Source organism: Syntrophobacterales bacterium, assembly GCA_031274925.1.
In the GTDB taxonomy this organism is placed as follows: domain Bacteria; phylum Desulfobacterota; class Syntrophorhabdia; order Syntrophorhabdales; family Syntrophorhabdaceae; genus PNOM01.
In genome coordinates, this window is record JAISPL010000004.1 from 1 (window position 1) to 13,140 (window position 13,140).

Consider the following 13,140-nt stretch of genomic DNA (forward strand, 5'->3'; position numbering starts at 1 on the left):
AACTCGTCACCCCCATCGCCCTTGAGAAGGAACTCCGTTTCGCTATCAGGGAAGGTGGAAAGACCGTGGGAGCAGGTGTTGTAACCGAGATTATAGAATAAGGGGTAGAAGATGAGGCAATTAGTGATCCTTGCATGTATTGATTGCAAGAACAGGAACTATACAACCACAAAGAACAAGCAGAAGACACCGGACAGGCTGGAACTCAAGAAATACTGTAATACGTGTAAAAAACATACCGCTCATAGGGAGACAAAATAAAAGGCCAGTAGCTCTAACGGACTAGAGCACCGGACTCCAAATCCGGGTGTTGGGGGTTCGAATCCCTCCTGGCCTGTAAATTACGGAGACATCATGGATTTCAAGTTTAAAGAAAATACTGATAAAGTCAAGGATTACTTCAGAGAAGTATATGCGGAGGCAAAGAAAGTAACCTGGCCGTCAAGAAAAGATGCCCTGAAAGGCACTTATGTGGTCCTTATCACCACCGTGATTGCCGCAACATTCTTGGGAATAGTCGATGTGAGCATTACAAAGTTGATACAACCATTACTGCGTGGATAAAAATATGACTGTGGAAGCAGCAGAAAAGAAATGGTACGTTGTCCACACCTATTCTGGCTATGAACAGAAAGTGAAAGAGGCCTTGGAAGATGTTATCAAGACGGCCAACATGGATGATTATTTCGGAGAAATAATTGTTCCATCCGAAGTAATTATGGAGAGGGTGAAAGGTAATATCAAGAAATCCCAGAGGACGGTTTTTCCCGGTTATATCATTGTGAACATGCTAATGAACAACGATACCTGGTATCTGGTCCGGAGCACTCCAAAGGTAACCGGTTTCGTAGGATACGATAAGATGAATCCCCCTCCTTTACCTGATAAAGAAGTGAAGGATATTATCTATGCAATCCAGGAAGGCAAAGGAAAGATCAGGCCGAAGATACGCTTCGAAAAAGGTGACACCATCAAGGTGACGGAAGGGCCCTTTATGAATTTCACCGGCACGGTGGAAGAGATAAAGCCCGAGAAAGGAAAAGTAAAAGTACTCCTCAACATCTTCGGCAGGACCACGCCGGTAGAACTGGATTTTATACAGATTGAAAAAACGTAAAGGAGTTTGAGATGGCGAAAAAAGTTGTTGCTATGGTGAAATTGCAGTTGCAAGCAGGTCAGGCAACCCCTTCACCGCCTGTTGGGCCGGCCCTTGGCCAGCACGGTGTTAATATAATGGAATTCTGCAAGGCTTTTAATGAAAAGACGAAAAGCCAGGAAGGTACGGTTATCCCGGCTCACATTACCATTTTTTCCGACAGAACCTTCACCTTTGTGACCAAGACGCCTCCCGCGACGTTTCTTATTAAAAGAGAGGCAAAACTGGCGAAAGGCGCGAGCAATCCAAAAAAAGAAGTGGCGGGCAGTATCACGAAATCACAGGTAAGAGAGATTGCCCAGTTGAAGATGCAGGATCTCAATGCGAAGGATATGGAGGGAGCCGTTAAGATTATTGAAGGCTCTGCGAGGAGTATGGGGCTTGAAGTAGTGGAAGGATAAAAAAATCAGCTATCGTTGAGATGGCTATCAGCATGTAGCAAAAAGAAGCCGTGCCTCTGGTACGGTTTTCCGCTTGATTCGCTGACCGATGACCGCTAAGAAAAAGGAGTAATTAATGGCAAAGGAAGCTAAGAAGTATGCGGAGGCCAAACAGAAAGTAGACAGGGAGAAGAGGTACATGATGGATGAGGCCATGGACCTACTGCCTGGAATCTGCTATGCAAAATTTGATGAGACGGTGGAGTTGGCGCTGCGTTTGGGAGTTGATCCGCGACACGCCGACCAGATGGTAAGAGGAAGCGTGGTCCTGCCCAACGGTTTGGGCAAGAAAGTGCGGGTCCTTGTTTTCGCTAAAGGACAAAAAGAAAAGGAAGCCGAAGAAGCCGGTGCGGATTTTATCGGTGCCGAAGATCTGATCGACAAAATTCAAAAAGGTTGGACTGATTTTGACAAAACTATCGCTACGCCCGATATGATGGGCCAGGTGAGTAAGCTCGGCAAGATCCTTGGTCCGCGTGGGCTTATGCCGAACCCGAAGGTGGGCACGGTTACCTTTGAGATAGGCAAAACCGTGAAGGAAATGAAGGCAGGCAGAGTAGAGTTCAGAGTTGACAAGGCCGGCAATCTTCACATTCCTGTGGGAAAAGTAAGTTTCGGGAAAGAAAAACTGCTAGAGAACGTAAATTCACTTATTGACGCCGTTATTAGGCTCAAGCCTCCTTCCAGCAAAGGAACCTATATAAAAGGCATTGCCGTCTCCACTACAATGAGTCCCGGAATAAAAGTCGACCCTGCTTATGCGCGGAGTCTGACGAGATAGGGAAAAGGTCAGAGAAAGTAGGTGCTCATATGTCAGTTAAACGATTACGGCCTACTGAGACTTTACACACATTGCCGTCTCCCTGACTTTCCATACATATTATATTAGAAAGGAGGGATGAAAACCATTGGAAAGACAAAAAAAAGAGCAAGTAGTTGAAGAACTCGGCGCTAAGCTTAAAGAGTTGAACTACATGTTCCTCACGGAGTACAGCGGTATGAACGTCGCTCAGTTGACCAAGCTTAGGCGAGAACTGAGGGGCGTGGATGCCGAGTTCAGCGTGGTCAAGAACAGCCTTCTGAGGATCGCGTCGGAAGGTACTAAGGCCGAAGCCCTGAAGGATCGGTTTGCCGGTCCCAACGCGATTATCTGCATCAATAAGGACCCCACGAGCACCGCAAAAGTGATCGCAGGGTTGTCGAAAGAGATGCCGAATTTGAAGCTCAAGGCGGGTTACCTTGGAGACAGGGCGATAAGCGTCGAAGAGATCCTGAAGCTCGCGACGCTGCCGTCAAGAGAGGCGCTTATTGGCCAACTAATGGGACTGTTGCAGGGTATGCCGCAACGGCTCGTTTATGTGCTGTCAGGCAATCTTAATAAGCTTATGTGGACGTTGAATGCGATAAAAACCAAAAAAGAAGAAGCAGCGTAAAGGAGGAGATGAATGGGCGCTACAAAAGAAGAGGTAATACAGTTTATCGAGAACATGACGGTTCTTGAACTTTCCGATTTCATAAAGGCGTTGGAGGAGAAGTTTGGGGTATCTGCAGCAATGCCCGTGATGGCCGCTGCAGCAGGAGCGTCGGTAGCCGCCGCCGCAGCCACACCGGCAGAAGAACAGACAGAGTTTAACGTGATCCTGACAGGGTATGATGCAGATAAGAAGATCCAGGTGATCAAGGTCGTAAGGCAGATCACAAGCTTGGGTCTCAAGGAAGCAAAGGACTTGGTCGAGGGCGTGCCCAAACCAGTAAAAGAAGCCGTTTCAAAGGACGAAGCAGCCAATATCAAGAAGATGCTTGAAGAGGTAAGCGGCCAGATAAAAGTAGAGTAGAGGGTATCAGTTGTGACAGACAATCGAGATGCAGCGTATAACGGTCATTATGGCTGTTATACGCTGATCCGTTAAGAGGTGAACAAAAATTATGAGGGAAACCTTTAACAATAGGATCTTTAGAAAAAATTACGGGAAGATAAAGGGAATACTTGATATCCCCAACCTGATAGAAATCCAGCTTGATTCCTACGAGAAGTTTCTCCAGACAGATATCCCCTTCGACAGACGGGACAATGTGGGGTTGCAGGCGGTATTCAACAGTGTATTTCCCATGAAAGATTCCCACGACACCACTTCCCTTGAATTTGTGAAGTATGAGATAGGTGAACCGAAAAACACGGAAGAAGAGTGCCTCGTAAGAGGACTCAACTTTGCCGCGCCAATGAAGGTGACGATACGGCTTGTGGTGTGGAATGTGGACCCTGAAAAGACCAGAGACATCAGGGCGATCAAAGAGCAAGATGTATATTTCGGAGAGATCCCCCTTATGACTGAAAGGGGTACATTTATCATCAACGGCACTGAAAGGGTTATTGTAAGTCAGCTTCACAGGTCTCCAGGCGTCTATTTTGATACCGATCAGTCGAAAGTGCCCTTAAGCGGGACTGTTTCATATACGGCACGGATAATCCCATACCGGGGCTCCTGGCTTGATTTTGAATTTGATTCCAAAGAGTTCGTGTATGTGAGAATAGATAAAAAAAAGAAGATACCCGCCACACTGCTCCTAAAATCTTTAGGGTATTCGGAAAAAGAGGTACTTGATTACTTCTACGACAAAGAAATTGTACACATAAAGGATAACAAGCTTTTTAAAGAGACACTTCCGGCGCTCCTCGTCGGCCAGAAAGCGCCTTCCGATATCGTGAATACGGCCACGAAGGAAGTTCTGGTAAAAAAGCACAAGAAAATCACCAAAACGGTACTCAAAAAAATGGAGCACGCCCATATCACCGAGATCCAAGTGGAAGAAGATGACGTGGTGGGCAGGATCACGGCGGACACGGTTATGGATCCCCATACCAAAGAGATCCTCATTCCCATTAACAGGGAGATCACGAAGGAAGACCTGGCCAAGGTGATAAGCAAGGGTGTGACTAATTTCGATGTACTCTTCATTGATAATCTCACCGTAAGCTCGTCGCTTCGCAATACACTTCTTACGGACAAGACCTCGACGAAAGAGGAATCGCTCCTTGAGATATACAGGAAACTTAGGCCGGGAGACCCACCGACCATAGAGTTCGCAGAAGCCCTCATTCAGAACATGTTTTTCAGCCCTGAGAGGTATGATCTATCCAGAGTCGGAAGGCTCAAAATCAACCATAGGCTCGGTCTTGATATCCCTCTTGATGTCTCGGTACTCAGGAAGGATGATATTATTGAAGTGGTAAAGCAGCTTATTAAGCTGAAAGACGCAAGAGGTCCCGGAGATGACATTGACAATTTGGGAAACAGGCGCGTGAGGACGGTGGGCGAGCTTCTCGAAAACCAGTTCAGAATGGGCCTCGTGCGGATGGAGAGAGCAATTAAGGAGAGGCTTACGTTTCCCGAGATGGAAACCCTCATGCCCCACGACCTTGTTAATCCAAAACCCGTGGCCACGGCCGTGAAGGATTTCTTCGCTAGCAGCCAGCTTTCCCAGTTCATGGACCAGACCAATCCGCTGAGCGAGATAACCCACAAGAGGAGACTCTCCGCCTTAGGGCCCGGTGGTCTCACGAGGGAAAGGGCAGGTTTCGAGGTGAGAGATGTTCACCCCACCCACTACGGCAGGATATGCCCGATTGAGACTCCTGAAGGCCCGAACATTGGCTTGATCGCATCTCTTTCTACTTACGCCAAGGTCAACGAATTTGGATTCATAGAGGCACCTTACAGGGAAGTGGTGAGCGGAAAGGTTACAGATAACATAAAATATCTCAGTGCCCTTGAGGAAGAGCAGTATTTTATCGCCCAGGCGAACGCACCTGTGGACAGGGAAGGTAACTTTCTTGCAGATCTTGTCTCCGCCCAGAAGGGCGGAGGATTCTACCTTATTACGCCCGAGCAAGTCGACTTCATGGATGTCTCCCCTAAACAACTTGTCAGTGCTTCGGCGGCGTTGATCCCCTTCTTGGAACATGATGATGCAAACCGCGCCCTCATGGGCTCAAACATGCAGCGACAGGCGGTACCTCTGGTGATTACGGAGGCCCCCTATGTCGGTACGGGCATGGAGAAGATTGTTGGAAGGGATTCCAGGGTGACCATCGCGGCTAAACACACCGGAGTGATCAAGAGCGTTGACGCCAACAGGATAATCCTCAAGTATGAGGAGAAGGGTGAGAACGACGATCCTATTACCAAAATAGACGTACACAATCTTCTGAAATTCAGAAGGTCGAACCAGGATACCTGCATCAATCAGAGGGTTATTGTCAAAGAAGGCGATTACGTAAAGAAAGGCGATGTCCTCGCGGACGGGCCGTCAACAGAGAGAGGGGAGCTCGCCCTTGGCAAGAATGTGATGGTGGCTTTCATGCCTTGGAGAGGATACAATTACGAGGATTCAGTACTCATAAACGAGCGCCTTGTAAAAGAAGATGTGTTGACCTCCATCCATATTGAAGAGTTAGAGTGCGTGCTCCGAGATACAAAGCTCGGCAAGGAAGAGGTGACGAGAGATATTCCAAACGTAGGTGAAGAGACACTCAAAGACCTCGACGAGAGCGGTATTGTAATGATAGGCGCTACCGTAAAACCAGGGGACATTCTGGTAGGAAAGGTGACCCCGAAAGGCGAGACCCAACTTACGCCGGAAGAGAAGCTGCTTCGCGCGATCTTCGGCGAAAAGGCAGGAGACGTGAAGGATACGTCACTACGGGTACCACATGGAATAGAAGGCATCGTGACGGATGTAAAAGTATTGTCCCGGAGAGGCATAGACAAAGATGACAGAAGTAAAGATATTGAAGACAAAGAGATATCCAACATATTGAAAGACCAGGAAGACCAGATAAAGATCATCCTTGAGGGCGCCAGGGACAAAATAAGAAACCTTCTCTTGAGCGAGACCGCTTCCAAGGACATCAAGGATGAGAAAGGTAAGGCCTTTATCAGGAAAGGCGAGCCGTTTACAAGAGAGAAGATCGACAGTGTCCGTCTTGACAGGTTCTCGGAGATAGATTTCGGGAACGACGAGATATCAGCGAAGGTCTCCAAAATTATGGACAGCAAGGGCAACCAGATAGAGGTCATAAGGCTTTATTACGAGGATAAAATAAACAAGATCAAGAAGGGTGATGAACTTCCCCCTGGCGTGATTAAGACGATCAAAGTGTATGTGGCCATGAAGAGAAAGATCGCCGTGGGCGACAAGATATCGGGCCGCCACGGTAACAAGGGAATCGTCTCCGTGATTCTTCCTGAGGAAGATATGCCGTTCATGGAAGATGGAACCCCTATCGACATTGTACTTAATCCTCTTGGTGTGCCGTCCCGTATGAATGCGGGGCAGATCCTTGAATCCCATCTCGGGTGGGCCGCCAAGGAATTGGGCAAGCGGGTCGGGGAAATGATCGACAATTACTACAAGTGCACATGCTCCCCGGACGTGATAAAAGGATACCTCCATAAAATATTCGACAATAATGAGTTGATAGGCTTTGTTGAAAAACTGTCCGACGAGGACATAATTAATCTTGGCGAGCAGATGAGAAACGGCGTACACATAGCTGTGCCAGTATTTGACGGCGCCAAGGAAGAGGAAATTCACGAGCTTTTCAGGGTTGCCGGGATGCCCGACAGCAGGCAGACCACACTCTACGACGGACGTACCGGTGTGCCTTTTCACCATCAGATTACCGTGGGTTTTATGTATTTCCTGAAACTGCACCACCTCGTCGATGACAAGATCCATGCCCGGTCCATCGGACCGTACTCCCTCGTAACCCAGCAGCCTCTCGGAGGGAAGGCTCAGTTTGGCGGCCAGAGACTCGGGGAGATGGAAGTGTGGGCCTTAGAAGGGTACGGAGCCGCGTATTCGCTGCAGGAGTTCCTCACCATCAAATCAGATGATGTGAACGGGAGAATAAGGGCGTATGAGGCGATCGTAAAGGGAGAGGATGTGCTGGAGCCGAGTTTGCCGGAATCGTTCAATGTTCTGGTAAAGGAACTGCAAAGCTTATGTATAAATGTGGACCTCATGAAAGAGGAATAGGAGGGCATAACATTGGACGACTATTTTAAGGTATTTGACAAACAAAAAGACCCGTTAAGTTATGCAGCTATTAAGATATCGCTCGCATCTCCGGAACTGATAGAAAAGTGGTCATGCGGAGAGGTAAAAAAGCCGGAAACGATAAACTACCGTACCTTTAAGCCCGAGCGGGATGGACTTTTCTGCGCCAAGATTTTTGGGCCTGTAAAAGACTATGAGTGCGTTTGTGGAAAATACAAACGGATGAAGCACCGGGGTATAATCTGCGAGAAGTGCGGTGTGGAAGTAATCCAATCGAAAGTGAGAAGAGAAAGGATGGGCCACATACGGCTAGCCTGTCCCGTAGCCCATATCTGGTTTTTAAAAAGCATGCCGAGCAAAATCGGGACGCTCCTTGAACTGACCATCAAAGAAGTGGAGAGGGTACTCTATTTCGAACAGTACATCGTCATTGAGCCGGGCGATTCTCCCTATGAATTTTGTGAGCTGATAAGTGAGGAGAAGTATCTGGAAGGAAGGGAAAAGTACGGTGTTTCCTTTGTGGGAGGCATCGGAGCCGAGGCGATGAGAGAGTGCCTCAAGAAGATTGAGATAGATGACCTTACGACGAAGCTCCGGGAGGAGATGAGGGATACGGCGAGCGATGCAAAGAAGAAGAAGCTTGCTAGGAGACTGAAGGTAGTCGATGCCTTCAGGGTTTCAGGAGTGAGGCCGGAATGGATGATACTTGATATCATTCCTGTGTTGCCCCCGGAACTGAGACCTCTCGTGCCACTCGACGGCGGAAGGTTTGCGACTTCGGATTTGAATGATCTTTACAGAAGGGTCATAAACAGGAATAATCGGCTGAAGAGGCTCATGGAACTCAATGCGCCGGAGATTATCATCAGAAACGAAAAACGTATGCTCCAGGAAGCCGTGGATGCCCTCTTCGACAACTCGAAGAGGGGCAGAGTCGTGACCGGTGCGAGCAAGAGGCCGCTTAAATCCTTAAGCGATATGCTAAGAGGAAAACAGGGTAGATTCCGCCAGAATCTCCTCGGAAAAAGGGTGGACTACTCCGGCAGGTCCGTCATCGTGGTAGGGCCGGAGCTTCGGCTCCATCAGTGTGGCCTTCCCAAATATATGGCCCTTGAGTTATTCAAACCCTTCGTTTACAACGGCCTTATTCAGAAAGGGTTCGCCACCACGATAAAGAACGCGAAAAAGATCGTGGAGAAGGAGAGACCGGAGGTATGGGACGTGCTTGAAGAAGTGATAAAGGAACACCCCGTGCTCCTGAACAGAGCCCCGACGCTTCACCGCCTCGGCATTCAGGCCTTTGAGCCCCAATTGATCGACGGAAAGGCGATACAACTCCACCCTCTCGTATGTCCAGCCTACAACGCGGATTTTGATGGCGATCAGATGGCAGTCCACGTGCCGCTTTCCATTGAGGCCCAGACTGAAGCGAGAGTTCTCATGATGTCGACGAATAATATCCTTTCCCCGGCAAGCGGAAAGCCTATCATCGTACCTACCCAGGACATCGTCCTCGGCCTCTATTATCTGACCATTGATCGGAAATACGTAAAGGGCGAGGGCAAAATATTTGCAGACCCAGAGGAAGTGATCATTGCCTATGATGCAGGAGAGGTGGATCTCCATGCGAAGATAAAAGTAAGAATAGATGGTGAGATTCTCGATACCACCACAGGCAGGGTAATGCTTCGGGATGTCGTTGAGAACGCCTTCATGGAACTTGAACCGGATCAGCGCTCCGGTATCATGAAGGACATGTGGCCCCTTATGAATCAGGTGATGGATAAAAAGACTATCGCAGGGCTCGTGGATAAGTGCTACCGTGAGGGCGGGGAGAAGGTGACCGTCATCCTCTCCGACAGGCTTAAAGATCTTGGGTATTACTACGCCACCTTAGGGGGCATCTCCATTAGCGTCGACGATATGAAGATCCCAACAAAGAAGAAGGACCTCATAGACCAGGCCAATAAAGAGGTCATTGATGTGCAAAGGCAGCATTCCGAAGGTCTTATAACGGACGGTGAACGATACAACAAAGTAATCGATATATGGGCGGATGTGACGGAGAGGATCGCCGACGAGCTCATGAAGGAACTCGGATCCGAGAAGGTAAAGAATTTCGAGGGCAAAACGGAATACCAGAATAGCTTGAACCCCATATTCATGATGGCCCACTCGGGCGCAAGAGGAAGTGCCCAGCAGATCAGACAGCTTGCAGGTATGAGGGGACTCATGGCCAAACCTTCCGGTGAGATCATTGAGACTCCGATCACAAGCAACTTCAGAGAAGGCCTTGATGTCCTCCAGTATTTTATATCAACCCATGGCGCCAGGAAAGGTCTTGCCGACACGGCTCTCAAGACGGCCAACTCGGGATATCTGACGAGGAGACTTGTGGACGCCGCGCAGGATGTGGTCGTATCTGAGACGGACTGTGGCACCTTTGATGGAATTGAAGTGAGTTCCCTCATTGAGGGAGGCGAAGTAATAGAACATCTCGGCACGAGGATCTTGGGCCGGGTGGTGCTTGAAGATCTCAAGGATCCCGACGGAGAGGTCATAGTCGCGAAGAATGAAGAGATACGAGAAGTCCACCTGAAAGCCATTGAGGACGCCGGGTACGAGAAGATAAAGATCCGATCCTCTCTCACATGTCGGTCCAAGAGAGGGGTATGTGTCCTATGTTATGGGAGAGATCTCTCCAGGGGGCGGCTCGTCAGCATCGGCGAAGCAGTGGGGATAGTGGCGGCCCAGTCCATCGGCGAGCCGGGAACACAGCTCACCATGAGGACATTCCATATTGGAGGCGCGGCATCACGGCGCGTGGAGCAATCCACTCTTGAGGCGCGAAATGAGGGACATCTCAAGCTGATAAACGTGAAAGCCGTCGTGAACAGAGATAATGTCACGGTGGTTATGAACAGGAACGGTGAGGTAGCCATCCTCGACGAAGCAGGAAGGGAAAGGGAGCGATATCCGGTCATATACGGTGCCAGACTCAAGGCGAATGACGGTGACTTTGTGAGGGAAGGACAGATTTTGGCGGAATGGGACCCCTATACAATCCCCATTCTCTCTGAGGAATCGGGTAAGATAAAGTTTGGCGATATCTCGGAAGGCGTAACCATGCAGGAGAGCAAGGACGAGCTTACGGGCCTTTCGTACAAGGTCATCATTGAACCGAAAGATGCTGACCTCAGGCCGCGCATATCCATAAAGGACGACAAGGGCAAAACAAAGGTCGTCTCGTCCAGCAACAGCCCCGCACGGTATATGCTGCCTGTGGGTGCACACATAGTGGTCAGCGAAGGAGACATAATTTTTGCCGGTGACGTCATATCGAAAATGCCTCGCGAGACCACGAAGACAAAAGACATCACTGGTGGTCTCCCAAGGGTTGCGGAACTTTTCGAAGCACGAAGACCGAAGGAAAATGCCATGGTCAGCGAAGTGAACGGTTTTGTCGAGTTCGGTAAGATGACCAAAGGCAAGAGAGAGATATTTGTGAAGCCCGAGAGGGGGGATGCAAGAAAATACAGCATTCCGAGAGGAAAACACATCATTGTCCACGAGGGCGATTATGTGAAAGCAGGCGAACCCCTCATGGACGGGCCGGTCAATCCGCACGATGTTTTGCGAATTAACGGCATTAAAGCTCTCCAGCGGTACCTGGTTGATGAGATTCAAGAGGTGTACCAGCTTCAGGGCGTGAAGATTAACGACAAGCACATTGAGGTCATCGTTCGGCAGATGCTGAAGAGGGTGCGAATAAAAGATGTAGGCGATACCAATTTTATTATCGACGAGCCGGTCGAGTGGTGGGTATTCGAGGAAGAAAACAGGCGAGTCATGGAGCAGGGAGGACGGCGGGCCGAGGCCGAGCCTTTATTCCTTGGCATCACGAAAGCGTCGCTCATTACCGATAGTTTTATATCCGCAGCGAGTTTCCAGGATACTACAAAGGTGCTGACGCAGGCATCCATTGAGGGACGGGTTGACTACCTGCGCGGTCTTAAAGAGAATGTTATTATGGGAAGAATCATTCCGGCGGGCACGGGCTACTCAAAGTACAGAAGTTACGAGATGACGTCCTTTGAAAAACCGGAGGAAGCGAAAGAAGGAGAATCTTTAGAGATTCAGGCTTCGTAGCTTCCGCTCCGCGATAGCAGCTTCTTCTGTTTTCGAAAAGAGTTCTATGACCTTCTTCAAGACGGTCATAGAACTCTTTTTATCTTTTGTGGCAGCGAACGCGTCGGCCTGGGAAAGGAGCGCCTTGGGGGTCATGGCGTTCTTTGGATATTTGTCGAACAGTTCCTGAAAGTAGAGTATTGCCTTGTCGTAATCCATGAGCACCATGTACGATTCCCCGAGCCAGAAGTAGGCGTTAGCTACGAGTGGCGACTTCGGATAGGTCTCCACGAAGCTCAGGAATTTCTGAGCCGAATCGTCGTAACTACCCTTCTGAAACATCTCGAAGGCTTCCATGTAAGGCGCTTCGTTCATCTCTTCCACGGTCTCAGGCGTTCCTTTCGGCATGGCAACAGTGGGGGCGGCGGAGGCTCCTGCCGGACCGCCTTTTTTCAAAGCCACGATCTCCCTCTTCGTTTCCACCCAATACGTATCAAGCTGGTGCTGCAATTCGTCCAGTTTTCCCAAGATCATCCTCATCTTATCTTCTCGCTCGTCGTTGGCGGCATTCAAATTGAACAGCTGCTTCCGTATGCTCTCCGCCTCCTTTGATAACTCGGCGCTTTTCTGGGCCGACTCAGCCTTGACCTGATTCAGTTCCTGATCGGTGGACGCAATGTTCCGCCTAAGCTGGCTCGTCTCATGGGCTGATGCGCACCCTGCTAAGATGAGAGAAAGACAAGTGATCGCGAATAATCTCATATCTTACTCCTTCTAATTGACATTAAAATGAACACGTCTGTTCAAGGCCCATGCTTCCTCAGTGCGAGTCTGATCAACCGGGACTTCTTTGCCATACGAAACGGCATTGATCTTATTTGTCTCGACTCCTGTTTTGACAAGGTACTCCTTTATTGCTTCGGAGCGTTTTTGGCCCAACACGAGGTTATACTCTTGGGTGCCTCTCTCGTCGCAATGACCTTCCACTGTGAGCTTCACGTTCCTGGTGCGGTTGAGCCACGCGCCTATATTTTTAAGCCTTGGGATATCTTCCGTTTTGATGGCGTAGCTGTCATAATCAAAGAGGATGTCTTGAAAGAGGGCTGATTTCTGCTCTCTTTCTCCGGCCTGGTCATGAACTCCGGCGCCGCGGCGCTGTCCGAGCAGTCGGTCTTTCTCGGCCCTAGCCAACTCTTCCTCTGAAATAACTCCTTCCCCTTCCTGATTGCTATGGTCCGTGATGACCTCATGACGTTGAGGCTCCTTAATCTCTCCCGACGATATGACCTTAGGGGTACCACATCCATAGACCATCAGCACCACAAGGAAGATGACCAAACCCGACCAGTATTTCAT

General features: G+C 49.2%; 12 protein-coding genes and 1 tRNA gene. 11 read left to right on the top strand and 2 right to left on the bottom strand.

The genetic code is table 11. The features are described 5' to 3' along the window. The 11 genes from LBQ00_00355 to rpoC form a co-directional block, all read left to right on the top strand. On the top strand, window positions 1–101 hold a 101-nt coding region (locus LBQ00_00355), incomplete at its 5' end, for a hypothetical protein (GenBank protein ID MDR2017338.1). 10 nt (window positions 102–111) lie between these two features. Beyond that, entirely contained in the window at window positions 112–261 is a 150-nt protein-coding gene (gene rpmG / locus LBQ00_00360; protein ID MDR2017339.1) for a 50S ribosomal protein L33, read from the top strand. Between the two features lies 1 nt (window position 262). Further along, window positions 263–337 (top strand) — tRNA-Trp (locus tag LBQ00_00365). A 17-nt stretch (window positions 338–354) separates the two neighbouring features. Beyond that, on the top strand, window positions 355–564 hold the full coding sequence (gene secE / locus LBQ00_00370) for a preprotein translocase subunit SecE (protein ID MDR2017340.1): 210 nt from the start codon (window positions 355–357) through the stop codon (window positions 562–564). Between the two features lie 4 nt (window positions 565–568). Next, entirely contained in the window at window positions 569–1,117 is a 549-nt protein-coding gene (gene nusG / locus LBQ00_00375; protein ID MDR2017341.1) for a transcription termination/antitermination protein NusG, read from the top strand. Between the two features lie 11 nt (window positions 1,118–1,128). Next, complete coding sequence (gene rplK / locus LBQ00_00380) at window positions 1,129–1,557, top strand: 50S ribosomal protein L11 (GenBank protein ID MDR2017342.1); 429 nt, start codon at window positions 1,129–1,131, stop codon at window positions 1,555–1,557. Between the two features lie 115 nt (window positions 1,558–1,672). Next, entirely contained in the window at window positions 1,673–2,377 is a 705-nt protein-coding gene (gene rplA, locus LBQ00_00385; GenBank protein ID MDR2017343.1) for a 50S ribosomal protein L1, read from the top strand. Between the two features lie 127 nt (window positions 2,378–2,504). Continuing rightward, entirely contained in the window at window positions 2,505–3,029 is a 525-nt protein-coding gene (rplJ, locus tag LBQ00_00390) for a 50S ribosomal protein L10 (GenBank protein ID MDR2017344.1), read from the top strand. A gap of 12 nt (window positions 3,030–3,041) precedes the next feature. After that, on the top strand, window positions 3,042–3,431 hold the full coding sequence (gene rplL / locus LBQ00_00395) for a 50S ribosomal protein L7/L12 (GenBank protein ID MDR2017345.1): 390 nt from the start codon (window positions 3,042–3,044) through the stop codon (window positions 3,429–3,431). A gap of 91 nt (window positions 3,432–3,522) precedes the next feature. Next, entirely contained in the window at window positions 3,523–7,635 is a 4,113-nt protein-coding gene (rpoB, locus tag LBQ00_00400) for a DNA-directed RNA polymerase subunit beta (GenBank protein ID MDR2017346.1), read from the top strand. A gap of 12 nt (window positions 7,636–7,647) precedes the next feature. Further along, on the top strand, window positions 7,648–11,805 hold the full coding sequence (rpoC, locus tag LBQ00_00405) for a DNA-directed RNA polymerase subunit beta' (GenBank protein MDR2017347.1): 4,158 nt from the start codon (window positions 7,648–7,650) through the stop codon (window positions 11,803–11,805). Here rpoC and ybgF read toward each other — a convergent pair. Together ybgF and LBQ00_00415 are read right to left on the bottom strand one after the other, a co-directional pair. After that, window positions 11,785–12,546, bottom strand: coding sequence for a tol-pal system protein YbgF (gene ybgF, locus LBQ00_00410; protein ID MDR2017348.1), 762 nt, complete (start codon window positions 12,544–12,546; stop codon window positions 11,785–11,787). The genes rpoC and ybgF overlap by 21 nt on opposite strands. 12 nt (window positions 12,547–12,558) lie before the next feature. Beyond that, window positions 12,559–13,140 carry an OmpA family protein gene (locus LBQ00_00415; protein MDR2017349.1) on the bottom strand — a complete coding sequence of 194 codons (582 nt, stop codon included), beginning with the start codon at window positions 13,138–13,140 and terminating at the stop codon, window positions 12,559–12,561.

Coding starts and splice junctions, on each gene's coding strand:
- nusG (MDR2017341.1), top strand. CDS start 569: ATGACTGTGGAAGCAGCAGAAAAGAAATGGTACGTTGTCCACACCTAT.
- ybgF (MDR2017348.1), bottom strand. CDS start 12,546: ATGAGATTATTCGCGATCACTTGTCTTTCTCTCATCTTAGCAGGGTGC.
- rpoB (MDR2017346.1), top strand. CDS start 3,523: ATGAGGGAAACCTTTAACAATAGGATCTTTAGAAAAAATTACGGGAAG.
- rplA (MDR2017343.1), top strand. CDS start 1,673: ATGGCAAAGGAAGCTAAGAAGTATGCGGAGGCCAAACAGAAAGTAGAC.
- rpmG (MDR2017339.1), top strand. CDS start 112: ATGAGGCAATTAGTGATCCTTGCATGTATTGATTGCAAGAACAGGAAC.
- rplL (MDR2017345.1), top strand. CDS start 3,042: ATGGGCGCTACAAAAGAAGAGGTAATACAGTTTATCGAGAACATGACG.
- rplK (MDR2017342.1), top strand. CDS start 1,129: ATGGCGAAAAAAGTTGTTGCTATGGTGAAATTGCAGTTGCAAGCAGGT.
- secE (MDR2017340.1), top strand. CDS start 355: ATGGATTTCAAGTTTAAAGAAAATACTGATAAAGTCAAGGATTACTTC.
- LBQ00_00415 (MDR2017349.1), bottom strand. CDS start 13,140: ATGAAATACTGGTCGGGTTTGGTCATCTTCCTTGTGGTGCTGATGGTC.